Raw genomic sequence first — 18,327 nt, 5'->3', positions numbered from 1 at the left:
GCCCGTTTTATGGGAACCCCCCAAGAGGCCCTCGACCACTTGCCTTTGGTGAACCGTGGACGCGCCCCGTGGATCGTCCACTCATCACCCAACGGCAATCACCCGCTTGTGCATCGCTCTGCACGCTTGCTGCACGCCTGTCCACCGGTAGCGATCATGGCTTCCATGAAGCGCCGCTCCGCTGCCGCCGAATGATCACAGCAAGAGCAAAGATCCAGGTCAGAGGCTATCTGACCTGGACCCCAACAGAGCCCCCTGTCGGATTCGAACCGACGACCTTCGCTTTACAAGAGCAGTGCCATCGCGGTTCGAGCGGCTCGGGTCACCTCTTCGGCGTCGGGGAATCGGAGCGGTGGATCGTCGTGGTGAGGCGTCGCAGCGCGGCGTGGCCAGGTGGGCCCCAGGTGCGCTTGCCACCCGGACGGCCGTGGATGCCTGCCTCTCCGATGAAGATGCAGGCAAGGGCTTTCAACACCGCCCAGCCGCGGGCGCGGCGTCGGGTCGCTGGGTCCGGGGCCGGTTGATAGGCGTCGTAGAAGCGGTCGACGGCGCCGTCCGGCAGCAGTATCCAAGCGGCAGCGAGATCGCAGGCCGGGTCGCCCGCAAAGAGATCGCCGAAGTCGATCACGCCGCAGAAGGTGCCGTCCGCGGTGAGGACGTTGGCCGGATGCAGATCCCCGTGAAGCCACAGTGCCGGCCCCGTCCAGTCGGGCGCGGCAACGGCGTCTTCCCAGACGGCGCGGACGGCGTCCGGGTCAGGGATCAGCCCTGACTCGGTGGCCGAGGCCAAAGCCTGGGCGAACGCCTCGGCCTGGCCGGTCAGCGGCCCTCCGCGGTCGCGGCCGGTCGGCGCCCCTTCGGGGGCAGGTCGGTGAAGCGCGGTCAGAAAGGCGGCCAGGGTGTCGGCCGCCTCCGCGGCGCGCGTGGCGGGGACGCGGTCGGCGGGCGTTCCCGGCACCCAGGTGGTGACGATCCAAGGCCGCGGAAACCGCTCGGAGGGCTCGCCGAGGCGCTGCGGAACGGGGACCGGCAGAGGAAGGTGCGGGGCGAGGCCGGGAAGCCAGGCGTGCTCTTTGCGCAGCAGCGCGTCCGCGGACATCGTCGCCCAGGGCAGCCGGACGGCGAGGTCGTCGCCGAGCCGCCACAGCTGGTTGTCCCAGCCCCGCGCGCCCAGCCGCACAGGGCGATCGGCTAGGTCGGGGTGCTGGTCGCGCAACAGATCCCGGACCAGTTCCGCGGTGATCTCGATCTCGGCGTGGGTCATGCGGAGCCACGATAGCCAGCCAGCGGCCCGCCGTTGGTGACGTCCGGTGTCCTGTGCCGCGGAGGCTGTGGGCAGGGCTGTGGCTGCGTGGGCGGCGAGTTCTTCCGGTCCACCAACCTCATGGAGAACGGACACGGGTGCCGCTGACCGGTGTCGCCGCCGCAGCGCCTCACAGCTGTGCGGTCGTCTGCTCCCCGGACGCGCTGCCCGCGAGCCACTGGCCCCATTCCAGGTTGAAGTCGGCGTAGCCGTTGTCAGCCGGGGCCTTGGCGCGGGGGGAGCCGGTGATGGTGACCGGGTCGCCCTGCTTGACCTGGCCGTAGAACCACTTGGCGTCCGACATGGACAGATGGACGCAGCCGTGCGAGCCGCGGGCGCTGCCGCTGCCCGGAGTGGGGTCGCCGGTCGAGTAGTGCACGTACGTGCCGGACTGAGTCAGGTGGATGTCCCAGGGCAGCGTCAGGTCGTAGTAGTTGGGGCTGCCCTTGTCGCAGCTGATGCCAACGCTGCAGGAGGTCATGTGGACCTTCTCCTGCTTGTCGATGACGGCCATCGTGCCGTTCCACGTCGGATACTGGGCGCTGCCCGCATTGATCGACAGGGTGCGTACCGCCTTGCCGTTCCGGGTCACCTTCATGGTGTGGCCGGTCACCGAGATGTCCGCGCGCACGTCGTCGCCGATCGTGAAGGTGTGCGTGTAGTCGTTCACGCCGTAGCGTCCGTTGCCGTTGCTGACGTCCTTCATGTCAGCGTCGATCTTCACCTTCGTACCGGAGGGCCAGTAGGTCTTCGGCCGCCAGTCGGCGCGCGTGTCGCTCATCCAGTGCCAGGCGCCCGCCACCGGCTGCGAGGCGCTCACCTTCATGTGCTTCTCGACCGTGGCTCGCGCCTTCGCCGCCACCGGGTTGGTGAAAACCACCGAGATCGGCATGGCCACGCCGACCGTGGTTCCCGTTTGCGGGGTGAGCGTGTCCAGCAGCATCGGCGGGCCCGCGGGTTTCGTCGGTGACGGCGAGGCGCTCGCACTCGCCTTTCCCGAAGCCTTCGCGTCGTCCCCGCTCGCCTTGTCACTGCCGCCCCCGCCGCAGGCACTCGTGCCCACCAGCATCGCGACCGTGACGAGTGCGATCCCTATGCCGTCCCTGCGCCGCCCCACGGCCTGCCCCGCTCTCTCGCTCCCCGGCCCTGAGGGGGCCCGACGCCTTGTCAGACAGTGACGGCACGGGTCGCAGTTGCGTGCGGCACGTAGATCTTTAGTGATCCATGTCACTCAAGCGTCGATGGCGCGCACTCGGCGTTCCCTGGCACAGAACGGACTGCGCCCGCTCCACACGTGCGGCGGCCGAACTTCTTCGGTTAAATCGAACGTGTGGGCCATGCGCCCGTGATGGCCCGCTGTCCCCGAGAGGTGGCGCGCCGTGACCACTGTGCCCGTGGATGACGCCCGGCCCGTCGACGACCACGAGGATTTCGCCGACGCCGACCGGGGCTTCATCGCCTCGCTCGACCCGCCCCGGATCACCGCTGCGGACGGCCGGGTGGTCTGGGACGCCGAGCGCCACGCCTTCCTGGCCGGAAACTGCCCCGACTCCGCCGACCAGGGCCTCTGGCGCCAGGGGCGGCTGGTGAGCCGGCAGGGCCTGTACGAGGTGACCGACGGCATCTACCAGGCCCGCGGCCTGGACCTGTCCAACATGACCCTCATCGAGGGCGACCACGGTGTCCTGGTCGTCGATCCGCTGCTCTCCACCGAGACCGCCGCCGCCGCGCTGGAGCTCTACCGCAAGCACCGCGGCGACCGGCCGGTCACCGGCCTGCTCTACACCCATGCGCACGCCGACCACTTCGGCGGCGCCCGCGGCGTCCTGCCGGCCGGCCACCACCCCGTACCGGTGCTGGCCCCCGCCGGCTTCCGGGACAGCGCGGTCGGCGAGCAGCTCTACACCGGCCCGGCGATGGCCCGGCGCGCGGTGTACATGTACGGGACGCAGCTGCCCGTCGGACCGGACGGACAGATCGGCTGCGGCCTGGGCACCCTCCCCTCCGCCGGCACCCGCAGCTTCGTCCCGCCGACGGTGGACGTCACCCGCACCGGCCAGGAGGAGATCGTCGACGGGGTCCGCCTGGTCTTCCAGCTCACCCCGGGCGCCGACGCCCCCGCCGCGATGAACTTCACCGCCCCGTCCCACCGGGCGCTGTGCACCGCAGAGAACGCCGTCCACACCATGCACAGCGTCCTCACCCTGCGCGGTGCCGTGGTCCGCGACACCCGGCGCTGGGCCCACTACCTCAACGAGGCGCTGGTCCTCTTCGGCGCCGACACCGAGGTCGCCTTCGCCTCCCACCACTGGCCCACCTGGGGAAACGCCCGCATCCGCCGCCTGCTCGCGGGCCAGCGCGACCTCTACGCGTACCTGCACGACCAGACCCTGCGGCTGCTCAACGAGGGCCGCACCGGCCCCGAGATCGCCGAGGAGCTGCGGCTGCCCCCGGGCCTGGAACGGCTCTGGGCGCACCACGGCTACTACGGTTCGCTCAGCCACAACGTCAAGGCGATCTACCAGCGTTACCTCGGATGGTTCGACGGCAATCCGGCCCACCTGTGGGAGCACCCACCGACCGAGCAGGCCAGGCGCTACGTGGAGACCCTGGGCGGCGTCGCGGCCACCGTGGACGCCGGCAAGCGGTACGCCGCCGACGGCGATCTGCGGTTCGCCGCCACCCTGCTCAACCACGCCGTCTTCGCCGCCCCGCACGACCTGCGCGCCCGTCGGGAACTCGCCACCGTCTACGAGCGGCTGGGTCACGGCTGCGAGAACGGCACCTGGCGCAACTACTACCTCACCGCCGCCATGGAACTGCGCGGCACTCCGGCCGCCGCCCGGCCCGACACCACCGGCCCGGACGCCCCCGCCCCCGACCTGGTCCGGGCCCGCAGCGTCGACCAGCTCCTGGACTCGCTCGCCATCCGCGTCGACGGGCCCCGGGCCTGGCACAAACACCTCACCCTCGACCTCTACCTCGCCGACGAGGACCGCACCTGGCACCTGACGCTCTCCAACGGTGCGCTCACCCACCTCAGCACCCCCGGCGTCCCCGCCCCCGACAGCCGGCCGGACCTGACCCTCAGCCTCACCAAACCCCAGCTCCGCGAGCTGCTGGCCGGCCGCGTCCCGACCGCCGTCACTCAGGAGGGTGAGCCCGGTGCGGCCCTTCACGAACTGCTCGGCCTGCTCAGCGCCCCGGACCCCAACTTTCCCATCGTCACGCCCTGATCCGGTCCGCTCCCACGGCGGACGCGGGCGGTCAGTGGCGTGGGGCAAACTGGGCCGGTGGCGAGCAACATTCCCCAGGAATCGACGAGCTTCGTCGGCCGACGAGTCGAACTTCGGCGGTTGGCCAGTGAGTTGACGCAGCATCGGTTGATCACGTTGACCGGCCCCGGCGGTGTGGGCAAGACCCGGATCGCGGTGCGGGCCGCCAGAGCCGCCGCCGCGCGGTTCCCCGACGGGGTCCGCTGGGCCCCGCTGTGGCCCTTACAAGGCGACCAGCTGCTGGTCGCCACCGTCTGCGACGCGGTCGGGCTGGCCGACCACTCGGCCCGGACACCGGTGGCCGCCCTCTGCGAATGGCTCGCCGACAAGGACCTGCTGCTGGTGCTGGACTCCTGCGAGCACCTCGTCGACGCCTGCCGGGACCTGGTCGGCGACCTGCTGACGGCCGCCCCCGGCGTCACCGTCCTGGTCACCAGCCGCCAGCCGCTGGACATCGTCGGCGAGGCGCTCACCGAGATCGGCCCGCTGCCCTGCACCGGCGACAACGACGCGCTGACGCTGTTCACCGAGCGGGCCGGCACCGCGGCTCCCGAGCTCCGGCTCACCGACCCGGTCAACGCCGAGGCCGCGGCCCTCATCTGCCGGCGCCTCGAAGGCATCCCGCTGGCCCTGGAGCTGGCCGGCGCCCAACTGGCGCACCGCCCGCTCGCCCAGGTCGCCGAACGACTCGGCTCCCGCCTCGACACCCTCGACGGCACCGGCATGCCCTGGACCCCGCGCCACCGCACCCTGCGCACCGCCATCGGCTGGAGCCACGAGCTGTGTGCACCGCTGGAGCGGCTGCTGTGGGCCCGACTCTCGGTCTTCCGCGGCACCTTCGACGTCGGCTCCGCCGCCGCGGTCTGCGCCGACGGCCCGCTCACCCCCGACGGGGTGCGCACCACCCTGGCCGGCCTGGCCGCCAAATCCGTGGTCAGCCGCGAGGGTAACCGTTTCCGGATGCTGGACACCCTGCGCGAGTACGGCCGGATGTGGCTGGCCGAACTCGGCGAGGCGGCCGTCGTCGCCGACCGGCACGCCGACCACTTCGTCGGCTTCGGCCGCCGCGCCGAACTCGGCTGGCTCGGCCCCGACCAGGTCACCTGGTACGGGCGGGTCGCCGAGTCGTACGTCGACCTGTGCACCGCGCTGGACCACCTCCTGGGCAGCGCCCCGGCCCGCGCCCAGGAGCTCTCCGCGGCCATCGGCTTCTTCTGGACCTGCTGCGGCCATCTGCACGAGGCCCGCGACTACCTGGAGCGCGCCCTGGCCGCCCAGGACGCGCAGGGCACCCAGGACGCCCAGGGCGCCGCCCGCAGCGGGGCCCTGTGGGCGCTCGGCGTCGCCGTCCTCCTCCAGGGCGAACTGCACACCGCCGAGACCCTGGGCCGGGAGTGTGCCCGCGCCGCCCGGGAGGCCGGTGACCGGGATGCGACGCTCGCCGCCGGCTACCTCATCGGCCTCACCCACCTGATGGCCGGCCGCCCGCTGACCGCCCACACCGTCGCCGGGCAGGTGCTCGGCCCGGCGCCGGACGACCCCTTCGACTCCGCCGGCCGGCTCCGCTGCCACCTCGTCCGGCTCTTCGCGCTCACCGCCCTCGGCAGGTTCCACGAGGCGCGCGACGTGGCCACCGCGCTGCGCCACGGCTGCGTCGAGCGCGGCGAGTACTGGTCCCGCTCCTACACCGACTACCAGCTCGCCCTGGTCTCGCTCTTCCAGGGCCGGCCCGAGGAGTCCGCGGGCCACGCCCGCGCCATGCTCGCCGCCAAGCGGCGCATCGGCGACAACTTCGGGATCGCGCTCGGCCTGGACGTGCTGGCCGCCGCGGCCGCCGCCCAGGGCGACGGCGCGGTCGCCGCCCAGGTCTACGGCAGCGGCCAGGCCATCTGGCGCACGGTCGGCCACCCGCAGCGCGGCACTCCCGAACTCCGCGCGATGCGCGAGCAGTGCGAGCGGCGGGCCCGCGCGGCGATCGGTGACGACGCGTACGCCGCGGTCTTCGACCGGGCCGCCGAGCAGAACCCGGACGTGCTGCTCGCCCGGATCCTCGACGGGGAGCTGTGACCACCGCGTCGGCTGTCCGGCCTCAGCCGTCGTCGCCGGCCAGCGCGTACAGCAGCTCGTAGGCGGTGGTCACCATCCGGCAGGTGCGGCCGCGGCGGGTGGCCAGCCCGACCAGCCCGGTCCCGGACGCCGGGTGGTAGCCGACGAACGCCTGCTGGCCGAAGGTCGCGCCCACGTGGAAGAGCAGTGGTCCGCGCGCCGCCGGGTGCTGGTACCACGTCAGGGTGTGGGTGTTGCGGTGCCGCCAGCCGCGCCGCAGCAGTGGGATCCGCACCTCGCGCAGCGCCCCGGCCAGCGGGCTGCTCTCCGGGAAGAGGTGCGCCTCCACGTAGGTGAGGAGGTCGTCGGGGGTGGACCGGACCGCGCCGGCGGCGGCGAATGCCCCCATGTCGGTGCTGCGGACCGGGGTGGTGCCGTTGGTGCGGTGGCCGACGGCGTCGGTGCCGGTCGTGCCGGGCGCCAGGGTGGTGCCGGTGAGGCCGAGCGGCTTCAGCACCCGGGCGGTGAGCAGGTCGGGGTAGTCGGTCCCGGTCGTGTGGCCCATTGCCGGGCCGAGCAGCGCCAGCCCGAAGTTGGAGTAGTGCCAGCGGGTGCCGGGCCGGTGCCGGGGTCGGGTCCGGGCGAAGGTGCGCAGCAGCCGCTCGGTGTCGTAGCCGGAGTAGCCGTTCTCGTACGGGCGGACCAGCGCGCCGAGCAGCAGGTCGGTGGGGATCCGCGGCAGTCCGGAGGTGTGGGTGGCCAGGTGGCGCAGGGTGATCCGGCCGGACCACGGATGGCTCAGCGGTAGCCGCGGCAGCCGGGCGGTGACCGGATCGTCCAGGGAGAGCACCCCGTTCACCGCGAGGTCCGCCAACAGCAACACGCTGAACGTCTTGGACAGCGAACCGAGTTCGTAGCGCAGGGCCGGGCGCGGGGTGGGCGGCGCCAGTGCGGTGCCGCCGCTGACCACCGTGCGCCGGCCCTGCCGGGTGACGGCCAGGACGACGTCCGGGGCGTCGATCCGGGTCACCGCGTCCGCCAGCCGGTCTGCGAGCCCGGGCCCGCCGGATGCGGCCCGCATCAGCCGGCGGAGGTGGTCAGCGCGCGGGAGGTGGCCATCGCCGAGGCGAACGCGGCGACCAGGGTGGGGTGGTGGACCTGGTCGAAGACCACGTCCGGATCGCCCTCCGGCATCCCGTACTGGATGGGCATCGCGCCGGATTCCGCCTGGGCCGCGGCGTACCGTTCCCACAGCCGGGCGTCGAGGGTGGGGCGCGGCAGGCAGGCGTCCACGACCAGGAGTTCCCCGAGCAGGTCCCAGTGTTCGAGGTCGGCCCAGTCGTCCAGCCAGGCCGGCAGGTACCGGGTGAGGTAGTCGGCGACGTCCGGCGGGATCCGGTCCGGCGCCTCGCCCCAGTTGGTGAGGTGGAAGACGGTGTGGGTGATGTCGTACGCGATGTGCAGCTGCACCGTCCAGGGTTCGGGCAGTCGGCCCAACCAGGTGCGCGCCAGTGCCTGGTCGAAGTCGGCGCTGGGCGTCAGTCCGACCTTGCGTTCGGCGTTGAGCACCCCGAGCCGCCGGTTGGGCACCATCTCCAGTGCGGTCCAGGTCGTGGTCCGTCGGGACACCTTCAGTGCCGCCTCCAGGCCCGGGTGGCGGTGGCCCAGTTCGTGCAATGGCGCGTAGACCTCCAGCGGCACCGGGGAGTGCGGCTCGTGGTGTTGGAGCGTGGCCAGTACGTTGCCGCCGTCGAGCAGTTCCCGCCAGGCGAAGTCCAGCAGCGCACCGGCCCGGGTGCGCTGCCGGGATCCGGCCACGCCCTCCCGGAACAGCACCTGCATGTTGATGGCCAGTTCGCCGATGGGCTTGAGCCGTTCGATCGTCGCGCTGCCCGTGGAAAGGTCCTCGGGCGTCAGTCGGAAGAAGTCGCGGTGCGCGTCGAGCCAGCTCAGGGCCCGGTCACCGACCCGGTGCAGCAGAGCCGGGGAGGCCGGGGAGGCCAGGGACGCAGCCGTCACGGTCACAGCGCAGCCTCGCTTTCGATGGGGGTCCGCCCGGCCACCGCCGCCGTGTCCCCGACCCGCATCGGGCCGGCTTCGGCCTCGTCCGAGGCGATACGGGCGAGGGTGCCGGCGAACGCGGTCACCAGGGTGGAGTGGTAGCAGGCCCAGAACGTCTCGGCCGGGTCGGTCGGTATCGGTGCGGCACCGGTCTCGGGCACGCTGCCGTCGGCGGCCTGTGCGGCGGCCAGTCGCTGCCAGGCCGCCGCGTCGTACGGGGTGGCCGGCAGGCAGGCCGCGACCGCCAGCAACTCGCCCACCAGGTCCCACAGTTGCTCCTCCTGCCAGTTCGCCAACCAGGAGGGCAGCCAGAGCCGCAGGTAGCCGGCGGCCTCGGGGGCCAGTCGCCGGCGGTTGCGGCCCCAGTCGGTGAGGTGGAAGACGTCGTGGGTCAGGCCGTACGCCGCCCTGCGGTCCAGCGCCCAGGGCTCCGGCAGCAACCCAAGCCCGGTGAGCGCGAACTCGGCCTCGAAATCGGAGTGTTGGGGCAAGCCGATCCGCCGCTCGGCGTTGAGCACCCCGAGCGTGCGGGTGTGGTCCTCGCGGGCCACCCGCCAACCGCGCAGCCCGGTCGTGGTCAGTACCAGCTCCTCGACGGCCGGATGGCGCAGCCCGGCCTGGGCGAACGCGCCGTAGATCTCCACCGGGTAGGTGGCGTACGGCTCGCCGCGGATCAGCTCGGCGAACAGTTCGCCCTCGCGGGTCTCCTGCCAGGCGAAGGCGAACAGTCCCTCCGCCGCGGCCCGGAGGTCCGCGCGCGGGTGCGAGGAGGCGATGAGGTGGGTCAGTTCGGCCAGTTCGCCGAGGGGTTTGAGGGTGAGGTTGGGATCGGCGTCGGTGGTCGCGTCCGGTGGCAGGCAGAAGAAGTCCCGCCGCTGTGCCAGCCAGCCCAGGCTGGCCCCGACCATCCGGTCCAGCAGCTCCGGGTCGCCCCGGCCGGCGGTCACCAGCCCCGCCCGAAGAACCGCTGGGCGGCCACCACGTGCAGGGCCACCCGTGGGTCACCGCCACCCATCTGCCGGACGAAGGCGAGGCCCGCGTCCAGCCCCAAGGTGGGGGGCACGTTGGGGAGCCGGGCCAGCCAGCGGCCCGTTCCGGCGGCCTGTAGCCAGTCCCGGCGGCGTACCGCCCGGACGAAGCCGCGGGCCAAGTCGTCGGTGCGTGCAGTCAGTTGTTCCTCCAGGTCGGCCGCGAGCCCGGGGAGGGCCAGTGCCGCGAGTTGGGAGACCCGGTGGGCGAGTCGGGGCCAGGGGTCGGTGCCGGTCCACTCGGCACCGGTCTCGGGAGGGCGCGGCCAGGGCTGCGCGCCCGAGGGGAGGTAGGCGTGCGTGGCCTCGACCAGGCCGCGATAGCTCCATGCCGATACTTCGGAAGCGTCCGCGCCCGGGGGATAGGTCGCCAGTGTCTGCCGCACCACCGCTTCGTCGTCCGCACCCATCGGCACCGCCCGGTGCTCCAAGGCGTACGGCGCGAGCGCGTCGGCGCCCAGAACCCGGACCGCGGCCGGGGCGAGCGGGTCGCCCTGACGCAGGATCCGGGAGAGCGCATAGGGGTCGCCCCCACCCTGAAGGGCGAGGGCGACCCCGGTTGCGGCATCGGCGATCACAGCGCTGAGCGGGACTGCTCCCTGCGTCTGTTCAGCCAACGCGAATCCCCTCAGCGAACGCCGGTCTTCGGGCGAGGGGTGGGGGGCGAGATCAGCAGCAGGCCGAGCAGCAGCAGCCCGCCCCCGCACCGACGGGTATCGCGGTAGACACCGTCGGGCTCTGAGGGGCTGAGCAGCCCCTCGACCTCGGCGGACAGAGCAGTGGTCTCGATCGGTGCTGTGCGATCCGTAACCATGCGATCAACTCCTTCGACGAATGGGTCTCCAGGCTGGCATTCGCTACAAATCGCCGCAAACCGGACTATTCCAATGATGCGGGTCCGTCGAGGGAGCGCCGATTGCGCCCCGTTGAGTGAAGCGGCCGCACGGTCCGCACTAACTCAACTTCAATGCAAGGGAGTTGAAAATGTCATCCGCCGCGCCCCGCGGGCGTTCGCCGAGCACGTGCGCGAGGTGCCGAAGTCGCGCCGGCCGCGAACCGGACTGCTCTGTTCGGTGACTTTTGCCGGCAGAGCCGCAGGTGTCGGCCGGTCGGAGCGGCCACCCCCGCCCCTCCCGCCCACCGCCCCTCCCGGACCCTGGCCGACCGACCAGGGCCGCCCTAGATCGGATGGTGGAAAACTTGGTTGTGGCCAAGCAAGCACCTCCCGGTGGGAGTGATGCGCCGTGGGAAACAAGTGGGTCGCGCTGTCGAACACCACGCTGGGCGTGCTGATCGCCTCCATCAACATGTCGATCATGCTGATCGCCCTGCCGGACATCTTCCGCGGTATCGGAGTGGACCCCCTCAACCCCGGCAACACCGGGCTGCTGCTCTGGCTGATCATGAGCTACCTGGTGGTCACCGCCGTCCTGGTGGTCAGCTTCGGTCGGCTCGGCGACATGTACGGCCGGACCCGGATGTACAACCTGGGCTTCGCGGTCTTCACCTTCTTCTCCCTCCTGCTGTCGGCCACCTGGCAGCACGGCACCGCGGGCGCCCTCTGGCTGATCGCGATGCGGCTGTGCCAGGGCGTTGGAGGCGCGATGCTGATGGCCAACGCCAGCGCGATCCTCACCGACGCCTTCCCACCCGACCAGCGCGGGCTCGCCCTGGGCCTGAACCAGGTGGCGGGGATCGCCGGATCCTTCGCGGGGCTGGTGCTGGGCGGACTGCTCAGCCCGCTGAACTGGCGGCTGGTCTTCCTAGTGTCCGTGCCGTTCGGGCTGTTCGGCACGGTCTGGGCCTACCTGAAGCTGCGGGACACCGGCATCCGCACCCCGGCCCCACCCGACTGGTGGGGCAACCTCACCTTCGCCGCCGGCCTCATCGCCGCCGTCGCCTCCCTGCTGCGCGGCGGCCGCTACGTCCACGACGACCTGGCCCGACCGGAGCGCCGCACCCGGAGCCCGCAGCCGGCCCCCGCCGCGGTCCCGGAACGGCCCCCCACCCCGCCGCCGGTCGCCGACCCACCGCCCACCGCCCCGCCACCGGGCCGTACGACACCGGGAGCCCCCGATGGCTGACCGCCCCGGCTCCACGGGCGGACCGCCGGACCGGCCGGTAGAAGCGGCCGGCCGGCTGCGCGCGGTGCTCCAACAACTGGTGCCGCTGCTCCGCGGCCAGAGCCCGCACCCGGACCTCACCCCCAGCCGGCTGGCCGCCCTGGCCGAGCTCGCCGCCCACGGCCCCTTGAGGATCGGCGAACTCGCCGCCCGGATGGCCATCACGCTCTCCACCACCTCCCGCATGGTCGACCAGCTCGACGGCAGCGGCTGGATCGCCCGCCGCCCCCACCCCGCCGACCAGCGCGCCAGCCTGATCAGCCTGAATGACGCCGGGCAGGCGCTGCTGTGCGCCGTAGGGCGGGAGACCGCCGGCGTCCTCGCCGAGGAGATCGGCCGGCTCGCCCCCGCACGGCAGCGCCGGTTGCAGGACGCGCTGCCGGCGTTGGAGGAGCTGACCGAGGCGCTGCGGCGGCGCCCTCCTCCCGGACCTGCAGCTCCCGGACCTGCAGCTCCCGGGGCTGAGGGGCGCGGAGCGACTCCCAGCCGGCGGACCGGCAGACGGGCGTGGGGCGACAGGGCCTAGAGTGCCGACGTGCCCTCGTACAGCATTGGTCAGGCAGCGCGGCTGCTGGGTGTGAGTTCGGAGACCGTCCGTCGCTGGGCCGACGGCGGGCAGTTGCGGATGGACCGGGACGGGGCGGGCAACCGCGTGATCGACGGGGTGAGCCTGGCCGCGTTCGCCAAGGAACGGGCGGCCGGCGCGCACCCGGTGCCCGGCGAGGTCCGCACCTCCGTCCGGAACGCCTTCGCCGGCATCGTCACCGCGGTCACCCTCGACGACGTGATCGCCCAGGTCGAAATCCAGTCGGGGCCGCACCGGGTGGTGTCGGTGGTCAGCCGGGAGGCCGTCGAGCAGCTGGGCATCGAGGTCGGCGTCGAGGCCACCGCCCGGGTCAAGTCCACCCATGTGCACGTGGACCGGCCCGACGAGCGCGGCTGAACCCGCCCGCGGACCGCGGCGGTCAGCGGCACAGCAGCGCCGCGTGCAGATCCAGCTTGTGGTCGAGCCGCGACAGGTCGCGGCCGGTCAGGGTCTCGATCCGCTGGACGCGGTAGTGCACGGTGTTGACGTGCAGATGCAGGATCTCCGCGGTCCGCGCCCATGACCCGTGCTGGGCGAGGAACACCTCCAGCGTCTCCAGCAGCATCCGGTGCGAGGCACTGCCACCGCGCGCCAGCGGGCCGAGCACCCGGCTGCTGAACGCCGCCCGGACGTCGGACGGCACCCCGGAGAGCAGCGCGCCCAGCGTGGTCAGTTCGTCGACGGAGGTCACCTCGGCGCCCTCCGGGGTCGCCGACCGGGCCGCGGCCAGGGCGTAACGGGCCTGGTCCAGCGCCGGGTTGAGGTCACCGGCGGCCGCCGGACCGCTCACCCCGGCGTGCAGTGGCGCCTGCGGACGGCATGCGTGCAGCGCCGGCCACACCTCGCCGAGGGACGGCCGCCCGTCCTCGCCGCCGGCGACGACCACCGCGGCCGCCTCGCCGCCCGGCAGCAGCCCGGCCGCGAACGGCCCGCCGGGCGACTGCCGCAGCGCCTCGGCCAGCGCCCGGACCGCTTGCCCGGGCTCCGCACCGTCCGATGCGGCCACCACCACGTGGAACGGGCCGGTCGCGGGCAGCCCGCAGGCGTGCAGCGCCGCGTCGAGGGCCGCACCCTCGGCGGCGCCCGCGGCGATCAGGGCCAACAGGGAGTCCGTCGCCCGACGCGCGGCGGTCCCGCGGGCCGCGTCGTGGTGCCGGTACTGCGCGATGACCTCGGCGATCTCGTGCAGCACCCGCGGCGGGGCGTCGTCCGCGCCGCGCAGATGCAGGAACCAGGCGTCGTACGGCCCCGGGTCCCCCTCGATGCGCAGCGTGCTGCCGACGCCGGCGGCGAGGTCCCGCCGGGCCTGCCGGGCCGTCAGTTCGGGGGCGTCGGGGGTGTGGGCGATCACCCGGCCGGCGACGGTCAGCAGGTAGCAGGCCGGGCCGCCCAGATGCGCGAACGCCCGGTCCAGCAGGGCGTCCGGTGCGGCGTCCCCGGCGAGCAGCCCGGCGAGTTCGGTGCGCACGTTCTCGGGGAGGGCGTAGTGGCCGGCGGGGCGGCGGCTGAGGTCGCCCCACCGCCGCAGGTACACCGCCTCGGTGATGGCCCGGAAGGTGGTGTGTGCGGGCACCGCGAGCAGGGCGATGCGGTGTGCGCGGCAGGACTCGACCAGGACGTCGGGGATCTTCCCGTGGGTCTCCTCCCCGGCCAGTAGCGCGGCTGCCCCGGCGTCCGCCAGCGCCGCCACGAAGCGGTCCACCTTCTCCCGGTCGTCCCCGGGCGCCCACCACACCAGTCCGCTCAGCACCAGCTCGCCTGGTTGGAGGAACCGCGCGGGGTCCTCCAGGTCGGTGGCGGTGACGCCGCTGACCTCTTGGGTGAGCAGGGGGTCCTCGCCCCACAGGAGGGCCAGGTCGAGCGCGTCGAGCTGGAGGAGGTCGTGGACGTGCATGTGGTGGCTCCTTGGACGGCTACCGGGCACGGAACCCCGGTATCTCACATTCACGAGGTGAATGTGGGTTCTGGCATCGTAAATGCCAGGCGTTCTTGCCGGTATACCTCTTGGTTGATCATCCAGATCCGGGCCCGGACGTTGGTGCGTTTTCCGTGCTCCGGACCAGTCGTGCGCCATGCCGCCGGGTTGCTTCACTCGGTGGCATGGACCTGAACACCGTGCTGGAGGTGCGGGATGCCCGGCAGCACGCCCCCTGGTGCACCGGCGATGCCTGGCTGGGCGGCGGCACCTACCTCTTCTCCGAACCGCAGCCGCACCTCCGGCGCCTGGTGGACCTGAGCCGGATGGGCTGGGAGCCGATCAGCCAGCTCCCGGACGGCTCCCTGGAGATCGCCGCCACCTGCACCATCGCCCAGCTCTCCCGCTTCGCGGCAACCTTCCCGGCCCCGACCGCGCCCCTCTTCGAGCAGTGCTGCCGCGCCTTCCTGGCCTCGTTCAAGATCTGGAACATGGCCACCGTCGGCGGCAACCTCTGCAACGGCCTGCCCGCCGGGCCGATGATCTCGCTCACCGCGGCCCTCGACGGCAGCTGTCTGCTCCAGGCCCAGGACGGCTCCCGGCGCCGCATCAAGGTCGCCGACTTCATCACCGGCGCTGGCCGCAAGGACCTCGCCGCCGGCGAACTCCTCCGCTCGGTGACCCTGCCCGCCCGCGCGCTGACCTGCCGGACCGCGTTCCGCCAGGTCTCCCTCTACGGGCTCGGCCGCTCCGGCGCCCTGGTCATCGGCGCCCTCGACCCCCTGGACGGCTCGCTGGCGCTCACCGTCACCGCCGCCACCGTCCGCCCGTTCCGCCTCTGGTTCCCCACCCCGCCCAGCTCCGCCGTGCTGCGCGGCACCCTCGACGGGGTCGTCACCGCCCCCGAATGGTTCGACGACATCCACGGCCTGCCCGTCTGGCGGCGGCACATGGCGCTCCGCCTCGCCGAGGAGGTCCGCGCCGAACTCACCCCCCACTCGCCGTCCCCCAGGGAGGTTGTCCGATGAGCTATGCCCTTCACGTCAACGGCCGGGACTTCGACGCCGAACCGCGGCCCGGTCAGTGCCTGCGCACCTACCTGCGGGACCGCGGCTGGTTCGGGGTGAAGAAGGGCTGCGACGGCGGTGACTGCGGGGCCTGTACGGTCCACGTCGACGGCGAACCGGTGCACAGCTGCCTCTACCCGGCCGTACGCGCCGACGGCCGCCGGGTCACCACCGTCGAGGGCCTGGCCGAACCGGACGGCGAACTCCACCCCGTCCAACGGAAGTTCCTCGGCGCCCAGGGCTTCCAGTGCGGCTTCTGCACCGCCGGCTTCCTGATGACCACGGCCAAGCTGAACGAGGACCAACTCGCCGACCTCCCAAGGGCGTTGAAAGGCAACCTCTGCCGTTGCACCGGCTACCGGGCCATCGAGGACGCGATCCGCGGCGTCACCCATGTCGAGGAGCCCCGCCCCGGCGAGTCGGTCGGCCGCAGCCTCGGCGCCCCGGCCGGCCCCCAGGTGGTCACCGGAACCGCCCGCTACACCTTCGACATCGAGGTCGAGGGGCTGCTCCACATGAAGCTGCTCCGCTCCCCGCACCCGCACGCCCGGATCGTCTCCATCGACCCCACCGACGCGCTGCGCGTCCCCGGCGTGCGCCTCGTCCTCACCCACCACGACGCCCCCGAGCGGCTGTTCTCCTCCGCCCGCCACGAGCACCCCACCGAGGACCCCGACGACACCCGGGTCCTGGACGACGTGGTCCGTTTCGTCGGCCAGCGGGTGGCCGCCGTGGTCGCCGACACCGAGGGCGCCGCCGAGGAGGGCTGCCGCCGGATCGCCGTGGAGTACGAGGTGCTTCCGCACGTCCTGGACCCGGAGGAGGCGATGCGGCCCGGCGCCCCGGTGGTCCACGCCAAGGACTCGGAGGGCTGCCGGATCTCCCGCCCCCAGGACAACGTCGTCGGCGAGGTGCACGGCGAGATCGGCAGCGTCTCGCAGGGCTTCGCCGAGGCCGACCTGATCTACGAGGAGACCTTCCGCACCCAGCGGGTGCAGCACGCCAGCCTGGAGACCCACGGCGCCGTCGCCTACTTCGAGGAGAAGGAGGACGGCGACGGCGAACGGATCGTGGTCCGCTCCAGCACCCAGGTCCCGTTCCTGACCCGACGCGCCCTGTGCGCCCTGTACGACCTGCCGGAGGACGGGGTCCGGGTGGTCGCCGGCCGGGTCGGCGGCGGCTTCGGCGGCAAACAGGAGATGCTGGCCGAGGACATCGTGGTGCTGGCCGCGATGCGCCTGCACCGGCCGGTCAAGCTGGAGTTCACCCGCGCCGAGCAGTTCTTCGGCGCCACCACCCGGCACCCCTTCACCATCGGCATCAAGGCCGGCGCCAAGCGGGACGGCACCCTGACGGCCCTTCAGCTCCGGGTGGTCGCCAACACCGGCGCGTACGGCAACCACGGACCGGCGGTGATGTTCCACAGTGTCGGCGAGTCGATGGCCGTCTACCGCGCCCCCCACAAGAAGGTCAACGCCTACTCCGTCTACACCCATTGCGTCCCGGCCGGCGCGTTCCGCGGCTACGGGCTGGGCCAGGTCACCTTCGCCGTGGAATCGACCATGGACGAACTGGCCCGCCGCCTGGGCATCGATCCCCTGGTCTTCCGCGAACGCAACATCATCGGCCCCGGGGAGCACATGATCAGCCCCGGCGGCGAGGAGGAGGACCTCCACATCGCCAGCTACGGCCTGGACCAGTGCCTGAAGGTCGTCCGCGACGCGATCGCCACCGACCGCAGCGCCGACGACGCCCCCGAGGGCTGGCTGGTCGGCCAGGGCACCGCGATGTCGATGATTGCCACCGGCCCGCCCGGCGGCCACTACGCCGATGCCACCGTGACGCTCCTGGAGGACGGCACCTACGACATCGCCGTCGGCACCGCCGAGTTCGGCAACGGCACCACCACCGTCCACAAGCAGATCACCGCCGGCGCGCTGGGCACCACCGTCGACCGGATCGTCATCCGACAGTCCGACACCGACGTCGTCCGGCACGACACCGGCGCCTTCGGCTCCGCCGGCACCGTCGTGGCCGGCAAGGCCGTGATGCGGGCGGCCAACGGACTGGCCGAGCGGATCCTGTCGTTCGCCGCCGAATACGCCCGCACCCCGCGCAGCCAGTGCCACCTGCTGACCGACGCCGTGGAGTGCGCCGGGCGGACCGTCCCGCTCAAGGAACTGCACGAGGCCGCCCGCGAGCGCGACGTGGAACTGGCGGCGGCCGGGCACTGGGGCGGCTCCCCGCGCTCGGTGGCCTTCAACGCCCAGTGGTTCCGGATCGCCGTCGATCCCGACACCGGCGAGATCAAGATCCTGCGCAGCGTCCACGCGGCCGACGCGGGCAAGGTCATGAACCCGATGCAGTGCCGCGGTCAGGTCGAGGGCGGGGTCGCCCAGGCGCTCGGCGCCACCCTCTTCGAACAGGTCCTGGTCGACGCCGGCGGCAAGGTCCTCACCCCCGCCTTCCGCCGCTACCGGCTGCCGGCCTACGCGGACGTCCCGCGTACCGAGGTGCACTTCATGGAGACCTCGGACGCCATCGGGCCGCTGGGCGCCAAGTCGATGAGCGAGAGCCCGTTCAACCCGGTCGCCCCCGCCTTCGGCAACGCGCTGCGCGACGCCACCGGGGTGCGCTTCACCGAGGTGCCCTTCCTCCGGGACAAGGTGTGGCTGGCCCTCGCCGAGCACCGCGCGAAGGGCGGCGAGGAGGGCTGGTCGGCCCGGGCGCACCCGTCGCGGGAGGGCTCCGTGTGACCACGGCCCGGTCGCCCGTGCGGGGGTGGCAGTTCCGGGGCGGCACTGCGGGCCCCGGAACTGCCACCCTCTTGCCCGCATTCGACTCACTTACGCAAGGGGAACATGGGTTGCTGGTTGGTATATGTGATTGAGTCATGTGCCGCCGGGGCATCACCGGGAGGCAG

The 18,327-nt window shown here is 72.7% G+C and carries 14 protein-coding genes and 1 pseudogene; 7 read left to right on the top strand and 8 right to left on the bottom strand.

All coding sequences use genetic code 11. From position 1 onward, the window contains the following. Positions 1-322 precede the first annotated feature (322 nt). A complete protein-coding gene (locus tag ACO0M4_RS34335; RefSeq protein ID WP_430374993.1) occupies positions 323-1,264 on the bottom strand; it encodes an aminoglycoside phosphotransferase family protein in 942 nt (313 codons plus the stop codon). A gap of 169 nt (positions 1,265-1,433) precedes the next feature. Then, positions 1,434-2,420 carry a L,D-transpeptidase gene (locus tag ACO0M4_RS34330; protein ID WP_430374992.1) on the bottom strand — a complete coding sequence of 329 codons (987 nt, stop codon included), beginning with the start codon at positions 2,418-2,420 and terminating at the stop codon, positions 1,434-1,436. Positions 2,421-2,682: 262 nt separating this feature from the next. Here ACO0M4_RS34330 and ACO0M4_RS34325 point away from each other — a divergent pair, with 262 nt between their 5' ends. After that, positions 2,683-4,539, top strand: a complete 1,857-nt coding sequence (locus ACO0M4_RS34325; RefSeq protein WP_430374991.1) for an alkyl/aryl-sulfatase — start codon at positions 2,683-2,685, stop codon at positions 4,537-4,539. A gap of 57 nt (positions 4,540-4,596) precedes the next feature. Further along, positions 4,597-6,645, top strand: a complete 2,049-nt coding sequence (locus ACO0M4_RS34320; protein ID WP_430374989.1) for an ATP-binding protein — start codon at positions 4,597-4,599, stop codon at positions 6,643-6,645. Between the two features lie 22 nt (positions 6,646-6,667). Here ACO0M4_RS34320 and ACO0M4_RS34315 read toward each other — a convergent pair whose 3' ends face one another. Genes ACO0M4_RS34315 through ACO0M4_RS34295 form a run of 5 tightly spaced genes read right to left on the bottom strand, consistent with a single transcriptional unit; the run spans position 6,668 to position 10,527 of the window. Then, positions 6,668-7,705 (bottom strand): serine hydrolase domain-containing protein, encoded by a 1,038-nt coding sequence (locus tag ACO0M4_RS34315; protein ID WP_430374988.1) that lies wholly within the window; start codon positions 7,703-7,705, stop codon positions 6,668-6,670. Next, entirely contained in the window at positions 7,705-8,649 is a 945-nt protein-coding gene (locus tag ACO0M4_RS34310) for a DUF6895 family protein (protein ID WP_430374987.1), read from the bottom strand. Before ACO0M4_RS34310 ends, ACO0M4_RS34315 begins: the two co-directional genes overlap by 1 nt. After that, positions 8,646-9,632: a DUF6895 family protein gene (locus tag ACO0M4_RS34305; RefSeq protein WP_430374986.1), complete on the bottom strand. Its 987-nt coding sequence runs from the start codon at positions 9,630-9,632 to the stop codon at positions 8,646-8,648. Before ACO0M4_RS34305 ends, ACO0M4_RS34310 begins: the two co-directional genes overlap by 4 nt. After that, the gene (locus tag ACO0M4_RS34300) at positions 9,629-10,330 is read right to left on the bottom strand and encodes a hypothetical protein (protein ID WP_430374984.1); all 702 of its coding nucleotides are present in this window, start codon (positions 10,328-10,330) and stop codon (positions 9,629-9,631) included. Before ACO0M4_RS34300 ends, ACO0M4_RS34305 begins: the two co-directional genes overlap by 4 nt. 11 nt (positions 10,331-10,341) lie before the next feature. Beyond that, positions 10,342-10,527 (bottom strand): hypothetical protein, encoded by a 186-nt coding sequence (locus tag ACO0M4_RS34295; protein ID WP_430374983.1) that lies wholly within the window; start codon positions 10,525-10,527, stop codon positions 10,342-10,344. Positions 10,528-10,957: 430 nt separating this feature from the next. On the opposite strand from ACO0M4_RS34295, the pseudogene ACO0M4_RS34290 reads away from it, so the two are divergent. The 3 genes and pseudogenes from ACO0M4_RS34290 to ACO0M4_RS34280 form a co-directional block, all read left to right on the top strand. Beyond that, positions 10,958-11,629 (top strand): annotated as a pseudogene (locus ACO0M4_RS34290) (MFS transporter); the annotation flags it as partial. Positions 11,630-11,789: 160 nt separating this feature from the next. Beyond that, entirely contained in the window at positions 11,790-12,362 is a 573-nt protein-coding gene (locus ACO0M4_RS34285) for a MarR family winged helix-turn-helix transcriptional regulator (protein ID WP_430374982.1), read from the top strand. Between the two features lie 9 nt (positions 12,363-12,371). Continuing rightward, positions 12,372-12,779 carry a TOBE domain-containing protein gene (locus tag ACO0M4_RS34280; protein WP_430374981.1) on the top strand — a complete coding sequence of 136 codons (408 nt, stop codon included), beginning with the start codon at positions 12,372-12,374 and terminating at the stop codon, positions 12,777-12,779. 22 nt (positions 12,780-12,801) lie between these two features. On the opposite strand, the gene ACO0M4_RS34275 is transcribed toward ACO0M4_RS34280, so the two are convergent. Further along, positions 12,802-14,316 carry a PucR family transcriptional regulator ligand-binding domain-containing protein gene (locus tag ACO0M4_RS34275; protein ID WP_430374980.1) on the bottom strand — a complete coding sequence of 505 codons (1,515 nt, stop codon included), beginning with the start codon at positions 14,314-14,316 and terminating at the stop codon, positions 12,802-12,804. A gap of 206 nt (positions 14,317-14,522) precedes the next feature. Here ACO0M4_RS34275 and ACO0M4_RS34270 point away from each other — a divergent pair, with 206 nt between their 5' ends. Beyond that, positions 14,523-15,365 (top strand): FAD binding domain-containing protein, encoded by an 843-nt coding sequence (locus tag ACO0M4_RS34270; protein ID WP_430374979.1) that lies wholly within the window; start codon positions 14,523-14,525, stop codon positions 15,363-15,365. After that, complete coding sequence (locus ACO0M4_RS34265) at positions 15,362-18,160, top strand: molybdopterin-dependent oxidoreductase (protein WP_430374978.1); 2,799 nt, start codon at positions 15,362-15,364, stop codon at positions 18,158-18,160. Before ACO0M4_RS34270 ends, ACO0M4_RS34265 begins: the two co-directional genes overlap by 4 nt. Positions 18,161-18,327: the final 167 nt, after the last annotated feature.

Origin of the sequence: Streptomyces sp. RGM 3693 (genome assembly GCF_050471125.1) — a bacterium.
Taxonomy (GTDB): Bacteria; Actinomycetota; Actinomycetes; order Streptomycetales; family Streptomycetaceae; genus Streptomyces.
Note: the sequence above shows the minus strand (reverse complement) of the source record. Positions and strands in the feature narration are given on the sequence as shown.

Coding starts and splice junctions, on each gene's coding strand:
- ACO0M4_RS34275 (WP_430374980.1), bottom strand. CDS start 14,316: ATGCACGTCCACGACCTCCTCCAGCTCGACGCGCTCGACCTGGCCCTC.
- ACO0M4_RS34315 (WP_430374988.1), bottom strand. CDS start 7,705: ATGCGGGCCGCATCCGGCGGGCCCGGGCTCGCAGACCGGCTGGCGGAC.
- ACO0M4_RS34295 (WP_430374983.1), bottom strand. CDS start 10,527: ATGGTTACGGATCGCACAGCACCGATCGAGACCACTGCTCTGTCCGCC.
- ACO0M4_RS34270 (WP_430374979.1), top strand. CDS start 14,523: ATGGACCTGAACACCGTGCTGGAGGTGCGGGATGCCCGGCAGCACGCC.
- ACO0M4_RS34335 (WP_430374993.1), bottom strand. CDS start 1,264: ATGACCCACGCCGAGATCGAGATCACCGCGGAACTGGTCCGGGATCTG.
- ACO0M4_RS34265 (WP_430374978.1), top strand. CDS start 15,362: ATGAGCTATGCCCTTCACGTCAACGGCCGGGACTTCGACGCCGAACCG.
- ACO0M4_RS34285 (WP_430374982.1), top strand. CDS start 11,790: ATGGCTGACCGCCCCGGCTCCACGGGCGGACCGCCGGACCGGCCGGTA.